Genomic DNA, 17,496 nt, shown 5'->3' with positions numbered 1-17,496 from the left:
ATAACGTTTTTTCTGACCGAGCGCTTTGCTCGTACTGTTATGACGATTAAAATAGTGGCCATAGCATTAACCTGGAATAACCATGGCCCGTAAAAATTATCCCTCAAGTTTCTGGCACCCTGTTTTCTGGCCGACCTGGCTGGGCTTTGCCATCATCTGGCTTTGTGCCTATCTGCCCTGGTCAGTAAAATATAAACTCGGAGCTTGGGTCGGTCTATTGATCTGTCGCTTTGCCAAGAGTCGACGTAAGATTACTGAACGCAATATAGAGCTGTGCTTCCCTGAGCTCAGCCCACAGGCACAACAACAGCTGGTACGGGATGTCTTTATTCAGAACGGGATAGGCCTGTTTGAAACCGCTACGGCCTGGTTCCGCCCGGCCAGCATTCTGCGCAATATTACCGTGGTGAAAAATGGCCATTACATGCAGGATGCGATCGATAGCGGTAAAGGTGTCATTATTTTAGGTACTCATGTCAGTACTCTGGACTTAGCAGGTGCGGTCAGCAGCCTATTTTACGATATCGATATTTTCTATCGCAAACACAACAATCCATTGTTTGAGCATATTATGACTCGCTGCCGCGAGAAGATCTATCGCGATACCATCGATAAAAAGGATTTGAAAAAAGCGATTCGCACCCTGAGAAAAGGCAATATCCTCTGGTATACTCCGGATCAGGATTTTGGCCCCAAGGTCAGTATTTTTGCACCTTTCTTTGGCGTGGAAGCCGCGACCGTCAGCATCACCAGTCGCTTAGCTAAGATGACCGGCAGTGTGCCTCTGCCGGTAAGTATCAGTCGCACACCCGACAACAAATATCAGCTGGAGTTTTTCCCTCCGCTGGAAAACTATCCAACTGGTGACGATCTGGCCGATGCCACTCAGGTTAACGAGGTATTGGAAAAGATTATTCGTCTGCATCCCGATCAATATATGTGGATGCACCGCCGTTTTAAAACACGTCCGGAAGGCGAGCCTAACCTGTACTGATAAAATTCCAAAAATCACTAAGTGGTCTTCAATCACCACTTAGTGATCTTCCCCCCCTGATGTATGATTACGCCTATCTTTAATACAGCTGCTTTTTGTCGGCTGGCTATCCATTTTTAAACGCTAACTCTTAGGAGCACACTGCTGCCATGGCTCAGTTTGTCTATACCATGAATCGCGTGGGTAAAGTTGTCCCACCGAAACGTGAAATTCTGAAAGATATCTCCCTGTCTTTCTTCCCAGGTGCCAAAATTGGTGTTCTGGGTCTGAACGGTGCAGGTAAATCCACCCTACTTCGCATTATGGCCGGTGTGGACACCGAATATAATGGTGAAGCCCGTGCACAGCCGGGTATCAACGTCGGCTACCTGCCACAGGAACCTGAGCTGGATAACAGCAAGAATGTGCGTGAAGTGGTTGAAGAAGCCCTGTCTGAGATCAAAGAGGCACAGGCAAAACTGGATCTGGTATATGCCGCTTATGCTGAGCCGGATGCAGACTTTGACAAGCTGGCCGCTGAGCAGGCGCGTCTGGAAAACATCATCGAAGCGTCTGATGCCCACAACCTTGAGCGTAAGCTCGAAGTAGCCGCTGAAGCGCTGCGCTTGCCAGACTGGGATGCCAAAGTAGAACATCTGTCCGGTGGTGAGCGTCGTCGTGTGGCCCTGTGTCGTCTGCTGCTGTCCAGCCCGGATATGCTGCTGCTCGACGAACCAACCAACCACCTGGATGCGGAGTCCGTGGCTTGGCTGGAACGCTTCCTGCACGAATACAGCGGAACTGTAGTGGCCATTACCCACGACCGTTACTTCCTGGATAACGTAGCCGGTTGGATTCTGGAACTGGACCGTGGTCACGGTATTCCATGGGAAGGCAACTACTCCAGCTGGTTGGAGCAGAAAGAAGCCCGTTTAGAGCAGGAAGCCAAGCAGGAAGCCTCCCGTCAGAAGTCCATGAAGTCTGAGCTGGAGTGGGTGCGCTCAAACGCCAAAGGCCGTCATGCCAAGAGCAAGGCGCGTCTGGCTCGCTTTGAAGAGATGCAGTCCCAGGACTTCCAGTCTCGTAACGAAACCAACGAGATCTACATTCCACCTGGACCACGTCTGGGTGACAAGGTGGTTAATTTTAACGGCGTAACCAAATCCTTTGGCGACAAGCTGCTGATCGACAACCTGGACTTCAGTATCCCTCAGGGTGCTATCGTGGGTATCGTCGGTGGTAACGGTGCCGGTAAATCGACCCTGTTCAAGATGATTGCAGGTGAAGAGCAACCGGATTCCGGTACGGTTGAAATCGGTGAAACTGTTAAGCTGGCGTTTGTAAATCAGAGCCGTGAAAATCTGGACGGCACCAAAACCGTTTGGGAAGAGATCTCTGATGGCCAGGACATTCTGACGATTGGCAGCTACCAGGTGCCTTCCCGTGCCTATGCCGGTCGTTTTAACTTTAAAGGCAACGATCAGCAGAAGTTCGTAAAAGACCTGTCTGGTGGTGAGCGTGGTCGTCTGCACCTGGCGCAAACCCTGAAGCAGGGCGCTAACGTACTGCTGTTGGATGAACCGTCAAACGACTTGGATATTGAAACCCTGCGTGCACTGGAAGAAGCCCTGCTGAACTTCCCGGGCTGTGCGTTCGTGATCTCCCACGATCGTTGGTTCCTGGACCGTATCGCCACACATATCCTGGCGTACGAAGGCGACTCCAAAGTGGAGTTCTTCACCGGTAACTACACCGAGTATGAAGAAGACTACCATAAGCGTGTCGGCACCGATGTGCCTAAGCGTGTGAAGTACAAGCGTATCGACGCTTAATGCTATTAATCCCGATACTACTGTTATCGGGATTAATCCTGCTGCAAACAAAAAGCGCTGGTTCTGCCCGTGCTTTTTGCTTTTTTGACCTGTTCAACCTGACTTATGCAGTCACTCAGTCACCCTTTAATAGTCCTGATACTTATTAAACGTACTGACCTTACCCTGCTCTGTTACCGCGAAGACCTTAAAAGCATCTTTTCTGGCACCCTCATAGTCCATACCCGGTCCGCCGGATGGCATACCTGGCACGGTCAACAAGCGTATATCTGATTCAGCACTTAATAACTGTTTAATATCCTGCGCAGGCACATGACCTTCAATCACTTTGCCGTTCACTACAGCGGTATGGCAGGACGCCCCTTGTTGGGGAACGCCAAGCTTTTGCTTAATTGGCGTCACATCATGCATCTCTATGGATTCCACCTTAAAGTTGTGATCCTTCAGATGATCCACCCAGCCTTTGCAACAGCCACAAGTAGGGCTGTGATAAACCTGAATCTCATAGCTTTGCTCAGTTTTACCTTCCAGCCAAACCGGATCTGCGGCCTGTACAGATTGAACCGTGGTAAAGAAAAGCGTCAATAGTGATGAACCTAACAGTATTTTTTTCATTCTGTCATCCAGCTGAGGAAGGTTTAAGTGCTCGTACTTTGATCACAAAGACAGAAAATTGGTTCAACTTCTATAGTGATGTAATTAACCGAGTTGCTCCAGCAGGAATTTACCCCGTAGACTATTCGATATTCCTGACAATCTTACTCTCACTGCAATGCAGGTATAGTGTGTCAAAAGTACGGTCAAGGAAACAATGGAGAAGTGCGATGAAAGGCAATAAACCCGATACACACCCAACACTGATTTTTCGTCCTGCTGTACTTGGTGACGCGAAACAAATTAACGGCCTGTCAATGCATCTTGGTTACGGTCAGATCGAAATGACATCCACTCAACAACAACTCACCGCCCTGCTCGAATCAGACCGAGAAGCGGTTTATGTCGCGGAACAACAGGAACAGCTTATCGGCTGGATTCACTGCTTTAAAGCACTACGCCTGGCTTCAGCCAGTTTCTATGAGATAGGAGGCCTAGTCGTATGCCCCACACAACGTCAACAGGGTATCGGCAGGCAGCTTGTTGAATACGCAATCAGACAGCATATCGGTACCTGGCGAGTACGCTGCAACAGTAAACGTCATGAAAGCCATCTATTTTATCAGGCACTGGGATTCAGCCAGAGCAAAAGCCAGCACATCTTCGAATACCACACGGGTTGCTAACCCCAAAAAAGCAAAACCCCAGCCATACGACTGGGGTTTTGCTTTCAAGCCAAATAAGAGTGCGGTAAAAAGATAACTTATCCACACCCTCTTATCGGGCGCTCTGGCTCAGTGACTAAACACAGCTGCTTACTCACCATAAACGACCGTTGGTAACCAGGTTGCCAGTTCAGGCCATATAGTCAGCGCCAGCAGCATACCCACCTGAATCAGGATAAACGGAATCACACCGCGATAGATCGCCGATGTCGGCACCGACGGTGGCGCAACCCCTCGTAGATAGAAGAGGGCAAAACCAAACGGTGGTGTCAGGAAGGAGGTCTGCAGGTTGATCGCCATCATGATACCTAACCAGATGGGGTCCAGCCCCATCATCATCAGTATCGGCGCAACAATCGGCACCACAACGAAGGTGATCTCGATAAAGTCCAGAATAAAGCCCAACAGGAACATGACCAGCATCACGATGATCATGGCACCCACCACACCACCTGGCATCTGTTCGAACCAGTGGTGGATCAGTTCTTCACCACCAAAACCCCGGAATACCAGAGAGAAGATAGAAGCACCAATCAGGATCATAAACACCATGGCGGTAACGTTAGTGGTGGAACGCACCACCTCAGCCAGCATCTTCATACTCAGCTGACGCTGTACCGCAGCCAGAATCGCCGCACCAAAGGCACCGACACCCGCCGCTTCCGTCGGCGTTGCCGCACCGGTCAGAATAGAACCCAGCACTGCCACAATAAGAGCCACTGGAGGCACTAAGCCTTTCAGCAGGATCACTGCCAGAGGCTCTTGCACATGACGGTCGGCCTGGATCTGCTCACGGCTTACCGCAGGGGCCGACTCAGGTTTCAGGAAGGCCACTGTCGCCATATAGATAATATACGCCAGCACCAGTAGCAAGCCTGGAATCATCGCACCAACAAACAGATCACCCACAGAAACAGTCTTAGGACTGAAGACGCCCATATTCAGCTGCGCCTGCTGATAAGCACTGGACAGTACATCACCCAGCAGAACCAATGCGATAGACGGCGGAATAATCTGACCTAATGTACCCGTAGCACAGATCGCACCGGTCGCCAATGATGGCGAGTAACCTCGCTTTAGCATCGTCGGCAGGGAAATCAGGCCCATGGTCACTACGGTCGCCCCCACAATACCCGTACTGGCTGCCAGCAGCATACCCACTACGACTACGGAGATACCCAGACCACCGCGAATAGAGCCAAACAAGAGCGCCATCGCATCAAGCAGGGTTTCGGCAACTTTGGACTTCTCCAGCAATACCCCCATCAAGACGAATAGAGGTACGGCAATCAAGGTCTGGTTGGTCATAATGCCATACAGACGATTTGGGAACGCCTGCAGATAGGCCATATCAAAGACGTCGAAGGCGGCCCCGCCAAAGGCAAAAACCAATGCAGTTCCCGCCAGAGACAAAGCAACCGGATAACCCAGCATCAGTACCGCACATACAACAGCAAACAGAATCAGGGGAAGAAACTCAACCACTACACTTTCTCCTCATTGATGTGATGCTCTACACCACCAGACTGACCTAATAGCACCAACAGATTACGTAAACCTTCTGCGATGCCCTGCAGCAGCAGTAAGCCCACCATCAGGAGGATCAGGGTTTTTAACAGGAATACAGCAGGAATACCGCCCGCTTCCGGCGAACCTTCCATCACATGCCAGGAGTTAATCACATAGTCCAGGCTGATCGACCCCATGAATAGCATCACAGGAACCAGCAAACAGACCGTACCCACCAGATCAACAAGTGCTTTGTTTTTCTCAGACATCTCCCTATAAAAGATATCCACACGCACATGGCCATCGTGTTTCAGGGTATAACCGGCGGCCATCATAAAGATGGCGGCATGCAGGTACATCACAGATTCCTGCATGGCAATAAAGCCGATATTAAATAGATAGCGCAGTACAACAACGGCGAACATTACAACCATCATGACTAGGGTAAGCCATGCGATCGAGCGTCCGACAAACTCTGTCAGGGCATCAATTTTGTTAATGACCTGTCCCAGAGTGCCTGAACCATTTGTCATGGTTGACCTCTTTTATTATTTATTGAGTTTTATTTCAGGTTGTTAGCCCAGATCTTAATTCGTTGGCTCCAAACCATGGAAACCTCAGACTTTAGAATAGCTGAACTAATGATACCTTCAGTATCCAATATGAGAAAAGTTTTCATCGGCCATTGAGACACAAAAAAACCGGCTTAGTTGCCGGTTTCTTTATCGCTTTAAAAAGCAATCCGTAGTATTACTGAGCCTGACGTTCTTTCTCAATCAGGTATTCAGCCACTTTCAGCATTCCCGGCCAGCCACCCGGCGCGCTCCCGGTATCAATACGGTACTTACCATTCACAACTAAGCCTGGCACACCCATGGATTGATAACCACGTACACGGGCTCCCGCCTGCTGAACTTTGGATTTCACACCAAAGGATTTCAGCGCTTTTTTCGCCTCATCTTCTGTCACACCATACTCCGAGAAGAACTGAGCGATGCTGTTATCATCAGATAAACGTTCATTTTTCAGATGAATACGGTTAAAGAAGTCTGAGTGCAGCTTCTCGCCAATACCCAGGGCCTGAGCAGCATAGAACGCCGTAGCATGAGTTTTCCACAGTTTACTGAAAGTCGCAGGTACGCGTTCAAAACGCACATCGTCCGGTAACTGGTGGCTCCATGGCTCAATGTAAGGCTCAAAATCAAAACAGTGCGGGCAGCCATACCAGAACAGCTCCGCTACTTCGATTTTACCCGGCTGGGATACAGGAACAGGGCTGGCCAGCTTAACGTAGTGCTTACCTTCAATAAAATCTTCTGCCAGCGCTAACGTGCTGAACAGGGCCAGTACCAGCACTTGGCTGATACGTTTTGCCGTACGCATGAACATATAGAAAAGTCCTTGTGTCTCTCGAACAGAAATTTGCTTAATACTAACAATACGCCGGAAAAAGGGAAAAGTTCCCCGGGCTATTCGGTTCGCTAATAAAAAGATCGGCGATATACCCGATAAAAACAGAAAAGGGGACCCAAAGGCCCCCTTTTCTTAATGCGTTGAACCAGAGCCTTCGGCTTAGTTCAGGCCAAACACGTAGTTAGATACGGCCTGGATATCTTTGTCGCTCATCTTAGCCGCGATTGCACGCATCATGTTGTTTGGATCGTTAGCACGCTCACCAGAACGGAACTTCTTCAGCGCCGCTTCGGTGTAAGCCGGGTTCTGACCACTCAGCACAGGGTATTTCGCCTGAGCGTTGCCCATACCATTTGGTGAGTGACAAGCGGTACATGCAGGAATGCCTTTAGCCATATCACCGGCACGGTACAGTTCCTGACCACGCGCTACCAGAGCAGGATCAGCCTGGCCCAGGTTCTTAGGCTTGGCAGCGAAGTATGCCGCTACGTCTTGAGCATCCTGATCAGAGAAGCTTGCAACCATACCTGTCATTTCAGGCACTTTACGTACACCGTCACGGATTTCCATAATCTGCTTGGCCAGGAAGCTTTCGTGCTGACCTGCCAGGCTAGGATAATTAGGAATCATCGCAATGCCTTCAACACCGTGACAACCTGCACATACTGCAGCTTTTGCTTGTCCTGCGCTTGCATTGCCAGCGGCGTGTGCAAAGCTTACCAGGCTTAGAGAAACTGTCAGACCTACCAGTAATTTCTTCATCGCTAATCCAATCTTGCTAATATTAAAATTGATTACTGTTGTTTTCTTAAGGCTTACCGAAAGACCTTGTTATTGCCTCAGTAGCCGAAACCGTCGACGAGGCTCCCGCCGGAAAAGCCCTGGCATTGCACACTAATCGCTTTATTACGCCCAGAATCGGGTTTCCGGTTCTGCCAGATTGCGCGCGATGGTACACTACCATTAAAAAAGTGGTGGCATTATATACTAATCCGTAGCGAAACGTGAACGCCCCATACAATTCGATCTTTTGCCCCATTAGTTGAATAAATTATGACCGACACCAGTGCAACGCCCAAGCTTAACTATCAAACCGCTAAATTTATGATCAGCGCACCTACTTTGGCCCAATGTCCCCGTGACGATGGTGCCGAGGTGGCTTTTGCTGGACGTTCCAATGCGGGTAAATCCAGTTCGATTAATACCCTAACGGTCAACTCCCGTCTCGCCCGGACCAGTAAAACCCCTGGGCGAACGCAGCTTATCAACTTTTTTGGTCTACACAACGGCACAGATCAACGCTTAGTGGATCTACCCGGTTATGGCTTCGCCAAGGTACCAGAGAAGGTCAAACTGGAGTGGCAGCGTCATCTGTCGGAATACCTACTGGCCCGTAACAGCCTGCGCGGTATTGTTTTGGTGATGGATATCCGTCATCCACTGACCGAATTTGACCAGATGATGCTGGAGTGGGCCGATGAAGTGGGTAAGCCCGTACACATCCTGCTGACCAAATCCGATAAGCTAAAACGTGGTGCGGCCAAAAATGAGCTGATACGTGTGCGTAATGCTCTTAAAGAGTGGGAAGATCTGGTCAGCGTACAGATGTTCTCATCACTGAAAAAAGACGGGGTCGATCAGCTGCGCCAGAAGATCGACCAGTGGCTGGCCAATCCGGTACTGCTGGCAGAGTTTGATGATCTGGATGAAGAGGGATAGTCAGGCTTCATTTTAAGCCTTGCTCCCTCTTCTATGTTATCAATAGCTCCGTTAAAAATATCAGCGACTGGTACAAACATGCTGATGTAATAGAAGTAGGTTGGATAAGCGAAGCGTCATCCGACATCGATCAGCGCCTCCATTGTTGGAAGGCGCCTACGGCTTTTCCAACCTACCCGCTATAAAAAGAAATTAAACCACAGCCTGATCCAGCGCTCGAACCGCCTGATGCAGATGCTGGAGATCATCCACCTGCTGATCACACTCCACCGGCTGCTTTAGTTTCAGCCAGGGTTTTACCTGCACCCAGATGGTCTTCATCCCCATCGCTTTCGCACCTTCAATATCATGCTCGGGGTTATCACCCACAAAAGCGATCTCATCCGGTTGGCAATCCAAGTGATCCAACACCGCCTGGAAAGCACGGGCATCTGGTTTCGCCACAGACAAACCTTCCGCACTAAAGGCAAAATCGAACCACTCCCCCAGAGGCGTCTGGAATACATCCGCATTACCGTTACTCAGCGCACCCACCAGATAATCCCGTTTTAGGCCTTCTAACGCCTCTATAGCATAAGGGAAAGGCTCAATCTGGTTACGCGCCTGCCAGAACACTGCAAAGGCTTGTTCTGAGATCTGCTGAGTTTCGCTCTCACTATAACCGGACAACAATAAACACTCATGCAGCGCCTTCATACGGGAGCGGGTAACAAAGTGGCTTAACTCGGGATGACGTTGGGCCAGACTGATGCGATAGCCCTTTAGCTCACGGATGGTAAAACGTGCGGTCAGTTTAGGGGCGCGATTGTTTAACCACTGATAATGCACCTGCTCCGCCCGTCGAATCACAGGGTTCACATCCCAAAGGGTATCGTCCAGATCAAATACTACTGCTTTAATCGCCATTATGTTCTACCCCTGTTTTTTTCGTTTTGCTCTGGGATGAGCTTTATCATAAACCTGAGCCAGATGTTGATAATCCAGTCGGGTATAAATCTGAGTGCTGCTAATGTCCGCGTGTCCCATCAGCTCTTGTACGGCTCTGAGATCACCACTGGATTCCAACAGATGACTGGCAAAGGAATGCCTTAAACGGTGCGGGTGCAAACGATCCTGAATGCCCTGTTCAACACCGATCTCAGCCAAACGCTGCTGCACGGTACCGCGATTAATGCGTTTGCCGCGCACGCCTAAAAACAGAGCGGAATATTCTAATGTCCCGCCAGCATCAACCGGCGTTAACCAACAGGAACGAACTCTTAGCCAAGCTCGCAACGCGTCTTCAGCCTTAGCGCCAAAAGGTACTATGCGTTCCTTATTCCCCTTACCCAGCACTCTCACTTGCCGTTGTGAGAAATCCACCTGATCCAGGTTCAAAGAGACCAACTCTGCCAGTCGTATCCCCGTAGCATACAACAACTCCAGTATCGCTTTATCTCTCACAGCTACGTCATCTTGTTTATCTGCGACATGATCCAACGCATGGTGCAGCTGATCAATATCCACGGGCTTAGGCAATAGCTGCCCTGATTTGGGGGCTTTAAGGCCGTCAGCGGGGTTATCGGTGATCATATTTTGCTGCTGTAGGAAAAACAGAAAGGCGCGAATACAGGACAATTGTCGCTGCAGAGAACGGGGGGCCATCCCCTTTTGATGACGATAGACCAGATAGCGACGTAGGTGCTGACGGTTTAGCGCCGTCCAATGCTCAACATCACTCTCGTGCTCCAGATACAGCACCAACTGACGCAGGTCCCGTTGGTAATTACTGACAGTATGCACAGACGCCTGACGCAGCTGGGCCAGCTCCTGCAGATACGCCTCAACGGAGGGCCATAAGAGCTCGACAGACATAAAGGCTCACCGTAAATCAAAGATAAAAAGCATAGAAAGAAACAGCCCGCAAGCAGCTCGAGAGGATGTCAGCGGTCACAACCAGAAATGGGTCAGCTCGTTAGCAGATTCAGCAAACGGGCAATCACATCACCCACATATTGGGCAAAATCGGTACCCATCTCATTCTGGAAGTAATCGGACTTTTCGCTACCCAGTAACAGGTAACCTTTAACCGCACCTTGGCTCAAGGCAATCAGTACCGCTGAACCATTGGCGACCATCCCTAATTCAAACAGCTGCTCCAGCTGTTCAGCAGAGACCGCACCACAATACTTATCGCCATCCGGCATCAGGGCTTGTATCAAAGCCACCAGGGCATTAGGCGGTTGCACAACCAGCTGGGATGTATTGATATAATCACTGTCTGGTAAATTAGTCAGTACCAAACGGCAATGGTCCGTACCAAAGCTATTTCTCAGCTGTTCCGCCAGAGTAGATGCCAGCTCATTCAGATCCTCACTATCCAGCAACGCCAGCACCAGGCGTCTGACCCGGGCCAACTGCCCATCGTTATGACGGGCAGTATCCAGCAAGTTGTCCAGATGGCTTTCCCGCTCGGACAGGCGATCACGCAGTAGTTCTAACTGCCGCTCCAGCAAAGACACCGCCCGCCCACTGGGGTGGGGGAGCGTCAGCTCCAACAGCAAGTGCTCATGCTGCTGAAAAAATTCTGGGTGTTGTTGCAGATATTCCGCTACTGCCTGAGCGTCGATCATAGATAAATTTGTCCTTCAAATACCCGGGTGGCGGGGCCTGTCATCAAAACAGGATAACCTTCGCCCTGCCATTGAATTTTTAGAGTACCACCTGGCAGATGAACCTTCACCTCATCATCCAACAAACCTTGCACACGACCTGCCACAACCGCTGCACAAGCACCGGTACCACAGGCCAGGGTTTCACCGGCACCGCGCTCATAGACTCTGAGCTTGATCTCATTCCGGCTGATCACCTGCATAAAACCGGCGTTGACGCGATTCGGGAAACGCTTGTGGCTTTCAATGGCCGGCCCCAGCGTTTCTACCGGAGCCGTATCCACATCATCCACCACCAGTACGCTATGAGGATTACCCATAGACACCGCACCAATATCGTAGGATTGGCCATTCACAAGAATAGGATAACAACTGGCTTGCAGATCTGCATCAAACGGAATCTGATTTGGGATCAGGCGCGGCTCGCCCATATCGACGGTCACCCAGCCATCATCGGTCAGGCGCAGTTCGATATTGCCACCGGAGGTTTCCACCTTGATGGCCTTTTTGCTGGTCAGACGTTTGTCATAAACAAAACGGGCAAAACAGCGGGCACCGTTACCGCATTGCTCCACTTCGCTGCCATCGGCATTGTAGATGCGGTAGCGAAAATCCATATCAGGATCACCCGGGGGCTCCACGATCAACAGCTGGTCAAAACCGATACCAAAGTTACGGTCAGCCAAACTGCGCACCTGATCAGGAAAGATGCGCGCCCGTTGGGAGACCAGGTCAACCACCATAAAGTCGTTGCCCAAGCCATGCATCTTGGTAAATTTCAGCAGCATTGCCTTTCTCCTCCAGACCGGCGCACCGGCCTGGTTATCTTTTCTATCGGGTAAAAATGTTTGTTCCCAAGCACAAGCTTATCCAGATAATTTTTGTAGGTCGGAAAAGCCGCAAGGCGCCTTCCGACAATAACTCGGTATCAGAGAACGATGTCGGATGACGCTTCGCTTATCCAATCTACTCTAATACCAAGAAACTTATCAGGAATGGTTAAGCGCTCATAAGTACTTAACCCGGAATTACACTCTCACCGGCAATCTGTTGTTCAAAGGTCTCGCGACGGCGTACCAGGAAGCTCTGTTCCTCATCCACCATCACCTCAGCTGCTCGGTTACGGCTGTTGTAGTTGGAAGACATAGCAAAACCATAAGCACCGGCAGAACGTACCGCCAGCAGATCACCCTGTTTCAGCGCCAGCTTACGATTTTTACCGATAAAGTCGCCAGTCTCACAGATAGGACCTACCAGATCGTACTCTTCTACCGCCACATCATCGGCTGGCTGCTCAGCAGGAATAATGGCCTGCCAGGCGCTGTACAGTGATGGGCGCAGCAGATCGTTCATAGCTGCATCCACAATCGCAAAGTTCTTCGCTTCTGTTGGCTTCAGATACTCTACACGGGTCAGCAAGATACCGGCATTGGCAGCAATAGAACGCCCCGGCTCCATAATCAGCGTCAAGGCACGATCACCCAGGCGCTCCAGAACCAGATGCGCGTAGTCACTTGGCTCTGGCGGTGTCTCGTTATCGTAACGCACACCCAGACCACCACCCAGATCCAGGTGAGTGATCTGAATATTGTTCTCTGCCAAACGATCAATCAACACCAGCAGACGATCCAGTGCATCAAGGAAAGGTTCGCTCTGAGTCAGCTGAGAACCGATATGGCAGTCCACACCTTTTACATCCAGATTCGGCAGAGACGCCGCCTTCCGGTACACCTCTTCCGCACGATCGATTGAGATACCAAACTTGTTCTCTTTCAGACCAGTGGAGATATACGGGTGAGTCTGTGCGTCCACATCCGGGTTCACACGCAGGGAAACCGGGGCTTGTACGCCCATCGCAGAGGCAACTTCGCTCAAGCGTTCCAGCTCAGCTTCAGACTCAACGTTAAAACACTTAATACCCACTTCTAATGCACGACGCATCTCAGCGGGCTGCTTGCCAACACCAGAGAAGATCACTTTCGCCGGATCACCACCGGCGGTCAGAACTCGCTCCAGTTCACCGACAGACACGATATCAAAACCGGCACCCAGGCGAGCCAGAACATTCAGTACCGCCAGATTGGAGTTGGCTTTTACCGCATAACAGATCAGGTGATCTTGTGCGGCTAGGGCATCGTCATAAGCGCGGTAGTGACGCTCCAGAGTTTTGCGTGAATAGACGTAAAGCGGGGTGCCGTACTGTTCTGCCAGTTGGGAGACAGCGACACCTTCAGCGTACAGGCTGGAACCCTGATAATTAAAAAAATCCATGCTGTTGTCTGCTCTTATGTAGACCAAGCGATCTGCGCACAGATCGCTTGCAAAATAGGGTATAGATTCTGCTGTGCTTACTCAGCACTTGCGGCTTCTGAAGCCTTAGTTTCTGAAGCCTTAGTTTCTGAAGTCTTAGCTTCTGAGACCTTAGCTTCAGCGGTGTTGGCTTCCGAAAGCTTGGCCTCAGGATGATATAAAGGTCCCTTCTGTCCGCAACCAGCCAGTAGGAAACCGGCCATTAAACCGACGCCTAAGGCCTTTTTAATCTGAGCCATCATCTTAACGCTGTGCCAGCACATCGCGGCCGCGCTGAACCGCTGCACGCACCTGATCCGGAGCCGTACCACCGATATGGTTACGGGCACTAACAGAACCTTCCAGCGTCAGGACATCAAACACATCCTGAGTGATCTCATCGGAGAACTGCTGCAGCTCTTCCAGGCTCATCTCACCCAGATCTTTACCGGTCTCAACACCGTAAGCCACAGATTTACCAACAATTTCGTGAGAGTCACGGAATGGAATACCTTTACGTACCAGGTAATCTGCCAGATCCGTTGCGGTAGAGAAACCACGCAGCGCGGCTTCACGCATCTCTTCTTTACGGGACTCAATGGCCGGAATCATATCGGCAAAGGCACGCAGAGAACCTTGCAGCGTATCCACGGTATCAAACAGCGGCTCTTTATCTTCCTGGTTATCTTTGTTGTAAGCCAGCGGCTGAGACTTCATCAGGGTCAGCAGTGAGAACAGGTGACCAAATACACGACCACTCTTACCACGCACCAGCTCAGGCACATCCGGGTTTTTCTTCTGCGGCATAATGGAAGAACCGGTACAGAAGCGGTCCGGCAGATTGATAAAGTTAAACTGCGCCGAGGTCCACAGCACCAGCTCTTCCGACATACGGGACAGGTGCATCATGATCAGACTGGCCGCGGAGGTAAACTCGATAGCAAAATCACGGTCGGATACGGAATCCAGTGAGTTCTCTGTTGGACGCTCAAAGCCCAGCAGCTCAGCGGTCATATGACGGTCGATCGGATACGTCGTACCTGCCAGCGCTGCCGCACCCAGAGGCAGAATATTGATGCGCTTACGGCAATCCTGCAGACGCTCATAGTCACGGCTCAGCATCTCAAACCACGCCATCAGGTGGTGACCAAAAGTCACCGGCTGTGCAGTTTGCAGGTGAGTGAAGCCCGGCATAATGGTATCGGCTTCTTTTTCCGACAGATCCAGCAGGCCTTGCTGCAGGCGGGTCAGCTCTGAGCTGATATGATCGATCTCATCACGCAGATAAAGACGGATATCCGTCGCCACCTGATCGTTACGGGAACGACCGGTGTGCAGTTTCTTACCTGTGATACCGATCTTCTGGGTCAGACGCGCTTCGATATTCATATGCACATCTTCCAGCTCAACCGACCACTGGAATTCACCCTTGGCGATCTCTTCGCGGATTTCGGTCAGCCCCTGAATAATCTGATCACGCTCTTCCTCGGTCAGTACATCGACTTTAGCCAGCATGGTCGCGTGGGCAATGGAACCCTGGATATCCTGGTTCGCCATACGCTGATCAAAATCAACGGATGCGGTAAAGCGTGCGACAAAAGCATCCACAGGCTCGCTGAAACGTCCACCCCACTGCTGGTTGGTGTTTTCTGCCTGACCGTTAGTATCACTCATTGCATATCCTCATAAACTTAAATCGCCCCGGCAAACACTGCCTGGATTGATAAAATTAGCTTACGTGCTGATCTTTTTATCGGGACCACGTCACGTATTCACTGTTGAGCGCATTATAACAGCATGATTGCCTGATCCCCATAGAGCCGAAGCGATAAGCATCGCTTTCATTTATGGCGAAATATGGACAAATACAGGCACATTAAGACACCCATTCAGGCAAGACGCCGACAAAAAATTTATCTTACCCACTAGTATCGGTGTTTAAATGCCCCGGCTTTGATAGAATCAGCCCTCCTGTTTTTCACACTTATGTTTGGCGGTTCGGTAAACTGACCTCAGATCCGCCCTGAATTAGGCCGAGTTTCTGATTTCATGAGCACACAAGTAGTCCGTATCGCCACCCGCAAAAGCCCGTTGGCTATGTGGCAGGCTGAGCATATTCAGGCCCGCCTGCAAGCCCTGCATCCCGATCTGACCGTTGAACTGGTGCCGATGAGCACTCAGGGTGACAAAATCTTGGACACGCCTCTGGCCAAGATTGGCGGTAAGGGGCTGTTTGTTAAAGAGCTGGAGCTGGCGATGCAGGAAGGCCGTGCGGATATCGCCGTGCACTCCATGAAAGATGTACCTATGGTACTGCCGGAAGGCTTTGATCTGCCGGTGATCTGTCAGCGCCATGCGCCAACGGATGCTTTTGTGTCCAATAAGTACAACAGCTTTGAGGAGCTGCCGGAAGGTGCAGTGCTGGGCACGTCCAGTCTGCGTCGCGAGCTGCAGGCCCGCGCCAATCGCCCCGACCTGGTAGTGAAAAGCCTGCGCGGTAATGTGCAGACCCGTCTGGGTAAGCTGGATGCCGGTGAGTTTGATGCCATCATTCTGGCCACATCGGGTCTGAAGCGTATGGAAATGGATGACCGCATCAAACAGGAGATGTCTGCTGAACTGAGCCTGCCTGCAGTAGGCCAGGGTGCGCTGGGCATCGAAACCCGTGCCGGTGATCAGGCCATCATTGATCTGATCACACCACTGAAAGATGAAGATACCTGGAACACCGTACGCGCCGAGCGTGCCATGAACCGTCATCTGGAAGGCGGCTGTCAGGTACCTATTGGTGGCTATGCCGAACTGATCGATAACGGTGCTAATATCCGTCTGCGTGCATTAGTGGGTGAGCCGGATGGCAGCCAGCTACTGCGTGCCGAGCAGATTGGCCCGGCCAACGATCCTGAAGCCTTAGGCGTCGCCGTGGCGGAAGATCTCGTCGCCCAGGGTGCCAAAGCGATTCTGGATCGGGTCTATAATCGTGCCTGATCAGCCGCTCCGTCCTGATACACTGGTGCGCCGATCTGACCAGATGCCACTGCGCGTTGTGATTACCCGACCCGAAGGTCAGGGTGAAAAACTACGTACGACTCTGTTGCAGGCAGGTGCCGAAGTATTGCATATTCCCCTGCTGGCGATTGAGGAGCGGGAAGAAAGTCCGGTTGAGCGCACTCATTTGCTCAACCTGGATCATTTCAACAAGGTGATCTGCATCAGTCCCAACGCAGCCCGTCTATTTGTTGAACGCATGGATATGTACTGGCCTCAACCTCCGGTTGAGGTGTATTGGTTTACCCCAGGTTCCGGCTCAGCGGATATCCTTGCCGCCTTTGGTCTACCTGTGCTCTGCCCCAAACATGGGGATAATAGCGAAGCATTATTGGACCTGCCGGAGCTGCAACAGGTCTCTGGCGACAAGATTCTGCTCTGCAAAGGTGAGGGAGGTCGCTCAATGCTGTTCGACACTCTGACTGCACGGGGAGCATCGCTGACAGAGCTACTGCTTTACCGTAGAACACTGCCTAATCTGCTGAGCGCAGAACGGGACGTTTTACAATTTGCCGAACTGGACGTGCTGATGATCAGCAGTTCAGAGGCGTTAAATAATTTGGTACAGCTGGCAGGCAGCACCGGCCCGCTGTTGGAAAAAATAGTGCTGGTTTCCAGCCCTCGTCTGCGACAAGAGGCCCGAGTTTTGGGTTTCAAAAAGATTGTCCAGGCCAAAGGAGCGGGTATTCACTGGCAATTAGCTGCACTGGAATCCATCGCCAGTCAAAGCTAAGCATGAGGCT

General features: G+C 51.0%; 18 protein-coding genes. 6 read left to right on the top strand and 12 right to left on the bottom strand.

Annotated elements, in window-relative coordinates; genetic code table 11:
• The first annotated feature begins 82 nt into the window (after window positions 1-82).
• Window positions 83-994 (top strand): LpxL/LpxP family Kdo(2)-lipid IV(A) lauroyl/palmitoleoyl acyltransferase, encoded by a 912-nt coding sequence (gene lpxL, locus H579_RS0122240; protein ID WP_028302489.1) that lies wholly within the window; start codon window positions 83-85, stop codon window positions 992-994.
• A gap of 149 nt (window positions 995-1,143) precedes the next feature.
• Window positions 1,144-2,805 (top strand): energy-dependent translational throttle protein EttA, encoded by a 1,662-nt coding sequence (gene ettA / locus H579_RS0122235; RefSeq protein WP_028302488.1) that lies wholly within the window; start codon window positions 1,144-1,146, stop codon window positions 2,803-2,805.
• Between the two features lie 126 nt (window positions 2,806-2,931).
• Here ettA and H579_RS0122230 read toward each other — a convergent pair whose 3' ends face one another.
• Window positions 2,932-3,420 (bottom strand): DUF411 domain-containing protein, encoded by a 489-nt coding sequence (locus H579_RS0122230; protein ID WP_028302487.1) that lies wholly within the window; start codon window positions 3,418-3,420, stop codon window positions 2,932-2,934.
• 209 nt (window positions 3,421-3,629) lie between these two features.
• On the opposite strand from H579_RS0122230, the gene H579_RS0122225 reads away from it, so the two are divergent.
• Window positions 3,630-4,085: a GNAT family N-acetyltransferase gene (locus H579_RS0122225; protein WP_084624292.1), complete on the top strand. Its 456-nt coding sequence runs from the start codon at window positions 3,630-3,632 to the stop codon at window positions 4,083-4,085.
• 129 nt (window positions 4,086-4,214) lie between these two features.
• Here the strand turns inward: H579_RS0122225 and H579_RS0122220 are convergent, their stop codons facing one another.
• The 4 genes from H579_RS0122220 to H579_RS0122205 form a co-directional block, all read right to left on the bottom strand.
• Window positions 4,215-5,609: a TRAP transporter large permease gene (locus H579_RS0122220; protein WP_028302485.1), complete on the bottom strand. Its 1,395-nt coding sequence runs from the start codon at window positions 5,607-5,609 to the stop codon at window positions 4,215-4,217.
• Window positions 5,609-6,166: a TRAP transporter small permease subunit gene (locus tag H579_RS27145; RefSeq protein ID WP_036567237.1), complete on the bottom strand. Its 558-nt coding sequence runs from the start codon at window positions 6,164-6,166 to the stop codon at window positions 5,609-5,611. The genes H579_RS0122220 and H579_RS27145 overlap by 1 nt, the downstream gene beginning before the upstream one ends.
• A 217-nt stretch (window positions 6,167-6,383) precedes the next feature.
• Window positions 6,384-7,022 carry a thiol:disulfide interchange protein DsbA/DsbL gene (locus H579_RS0122210; RefSeq protein ID WP_245583347.1) on the bottom strand — a complete coding sequence of 213 codons (639 nt, stop codon included), beginning with the start codon at window positions 7,020-7,022 and terminating at the stop codon, window positions 6,384-6,386.
• A 183-nt stretch (window positions 7,023-7,205) separates the two neighbouring features.
• The gene (locus tag H579_RS0122205) at window positions 7,206-7,808 is read right to left on the bottom strand and encodes a c-type cytochrome (protein ID WP_028302483.1); all 603 of its coding nucleotides are present in this window, start codon (window positions 7,806-7,808) and stop codon (window positions 7,206-7,208) included.
• A 291-nt stretch (window positions 7,809-8,099) separates the two neighbouring features.
• On the opposite strand from H579_RS0122205, the gene yihA reads away from it, so the two are divergent.
• Window positions 8,100-8,765, top strand: coding sequence for a ribosome biogenesis GTP-binding protein YihA/YsxC (yihA, locus tag H579_RS0122200; RefSeq protein ID WP_028302482.1), 666 nt, complete (start codon window positions 8,100-8,102; stop codon window positions 8,763-8,765).
• 192 nt (window positions 8,766-8,957) lie between these two features.
• Here yihA and H579_RS27140 read toward each other — a convergent pair whose 3' ends face one another.
• The 7 genes from H579_RS27140 to argH all read right to left on the bottom strand — a co-directional run bounded on the left by H579_RS27140 (window position 8,958) and on the right by argH (window position 15,379).
• Window positions 8,958-9,671, bottom strand: coding sequence for an HAD family hydrolase (locus tag H579_RS27140; protein ID WP_036567235.1), 714 nt, complete (start codon window positions 9,669-9,671; stop codon window positions 8,958-8,960).
• Window positions 9,672-9,677: 6 nt separating this feature from the next.
• A complete protein-coding gene (gene xerC, locus H579_RS0122190; RefSeq protein WP_028302481.1) occupies window positions 9,678-10,619 on the bottom strand; it encodes a tyrosine recombinase XerC in 942 nt (313 codons plus the stop codon).
• A gap of 92 nt (window positions 10,620-10,711) precedes the next feature.
• Window positions 10,712-11,377: a DUF484 family protein gene (locus H579_RS0122185; protein ID WP_028302480.1), complete on the bottom strand. Its 666-nt coding sequence runs from the start codon at window positions 11,375-11,377 to the stop codon at window positions 10,712-10,714.
• Complete coding sequence (gene dapF / locus H579_RS0122180; RefSeq protein ID WP_028302479.1) at window positions 11,374-12,204, bottom strand: diaminopimelate epimerase; 831 nt, start codon at window positions 12,202-12,204, stop codon at window positions 11,374-11,376. Before dapF ends, H579_RS0122185 begins: the two co-directional genes overlap by 4 nt.
• Window positions 12,205-12,433: 229 nt before the next feature.
• Window positions 12,434-13,687, bottom strand: a complete 1,254-nt coding sequence (gene lysA, locus H579_RS0122175) for a diaminopimelate decarboxylase (RefSeq protein WP_028302478.1) — start codon at window positions 13,685-13,687, stop codon at window positions 12,434-12,436.
• A 77-nt stretch (window positions 13,688-13,764) separates the two neighbouring features.
• A complete protein-coding gene (lptM, locus tag H579_RS0122170) occupies window positions 13,765-13,968 on the bottom strand; it encodes an LPS translocon maturation chaperone LptM (RefSeq protein ID WP_036567234.1) in 204 nt (67 codons plus the stop codon).
• A gap of 1 nt (window position 13,969) precedes the next feature.
• Complete coding sequence (gene argH / locus H579_RS0122165) at window positions 13,970-15,379, bottom strand: argininosuccinate lyase (protein WP_028302476.1); 1,410 nt, start codon at window positions 15,377-15,379, stop codon at window positions 13,970-13,972.
• Window positions 15,380-15,754: 375 nt separating this feature from the next.
• Here argH and hemC point away from each other — a divergent pair, with 375 nt between their 5' ends.
• Window positions 15,755-16,693: a hydroxymethylbilane synthase gene (gene hemC / locus H579_RS0122160; RefSeq protein ID WP_028302475.1), complete on the top strand. Its 939-nt coding sequence runs from the start codon at window positions 15,755-15,757 to the stop codon at window positions 16,691-16,693.
• Window positions 16,686-17,486, top strand: coding sequence for a uroporphyrinogen-III synthase (locus H579_RS0122155; RefSeq protein ID WP_051228216.1), 801 nt, complete (start codon window positions 16,686-16,688; stop codon window positions 17,484-17,486). The genes hemC and H579_RS0122155 overlap by 8 nt, the downstream gene beginning before the upstream one ends.
• The last annotated feature ends 10 nt before the right edge of the window (window positions 17,487-17,496 follow it).

This window comes from Oceanospirillum beijerinckii DSM 7166 (genome assembly GCF_000422425.1).
Lineage (GTDB): Bacteria > Pseudomonadota > Gammaproteobacteria > Pseudomonadales > Halomonadaceae > Oceanospirillum > Oceanospirillum beijerinckii.
Note: the sequence above shows the minus strand (reverse complement) of the source record. Positions and strands in the feature narration are given on the sequence as shown.

Bases quoted from the DNA above. Each gene is read 5' to 3' on its own strand.
- lpxL (WP_028302489.1), top strand. From the start codon at position 83: ATGGCCCGTAAAAATTATCCCTCAAGTTTCTGGCACCCTGTTTTCTGG.
- ettA (WP_028302488.1), top strand. From the start codon at position 1,144: ATGGCTCAGTTTGTCTATACCATGAATCGCGTGGGTAAAGTTGTCCCA.
- H579_RS0122230 (WP_028302487.1), bottom strand. From the start codon at position 3,420: ATGAAAAAAATACTGTTAGGTTCATCACTATTGACGCTTTTCTTTACC.
- H579_RS0122225 (WP_084624292.1), top strand. From the start codon at position 3,630: ATGAAAGGCAATAAACCCGATACACACCCAACACTGATTTTTCGTCCT.
- H579_RS27145 (WP_036567237.1), bottom strand. From the start codon at position 6,166: ATGACAAATGGTTCAGGCACTCTGGGACAGGTCATTAACAAAATTGAT.
- H579_RS0122210 (WP_245583347.1), bottom strand. From the start codon at position 7,022: ATGTTCATGCGTACGGCAAAACGTATCAGCCAAGTGCTGGTACTGGCC.
- H579_RS0122205 (WP_028302483.1), bottom strand. From the start codon at position 7,808: ATGAAGAAATTACTGGTAGGTCTGACAGTTTCTCTAAGCCTGGTAAGC.
- yihA (WP_028302482.1), top strand. From the start codon at position 8,100: ATGACCGACACCAGTGCAACGCCCAAGCTTAACTATCAAACCGCTAAA.
- H579_RS27140 (WP_036567235.1), bottom strand. From the start codon at position 9,671: ATGGCGATTAAAGCAGTAGTATTTGATCTGGACGATACCCTTTGGGAT.
- xerC (WP_028302481.1), bottom strand. From the start codon at position 10,619: ATGTCTGTCGAGCTCTTATGGCCCTCCGTTGAGGCGTATCTGCAGGAG.
- H579_RS0122185 (WP_028302480.1), bottom strand. From the start codon at position 11,377: ATGATCGACGCTCAGGCAGTAGCGGAATATCTGCAACAACACCCAGAA.
- dapF (WP_028302479.1), bottom strand. From the start codon at position 12,204: ATGCTGCTGAAATTTACCAAGATGCATGGCTTGGGCAACGACTTTATG.
- lysA (WP_028302478.1), bottom strand. From the start codon at position 13,687: ATGGATTTTTTTAATTATCAGGGTTCCAGCCTGTACGCTGAAGGTGTC.
- lptM (WP_036567234.1), bottom strand. From the start codon at position 13,968: ATGATGGCTCAGATTAAAAAGGCCTTAGGCGTCGGTTTAATGGCCGGT.
- argH (WP_028302476.1), bottom strand. From the start codon at position 15,379: ATGAGTGATACTAACGGTCAGGCAGAAAACACCAACCAGCAGTGGGGT.
- hemC (WP_028302475.1), top strand. From the start codon at position 15,755: ATGAGCACACAAGTAGTCCGTATCGCCACCCGCAAAAGCCCGTTGGCT.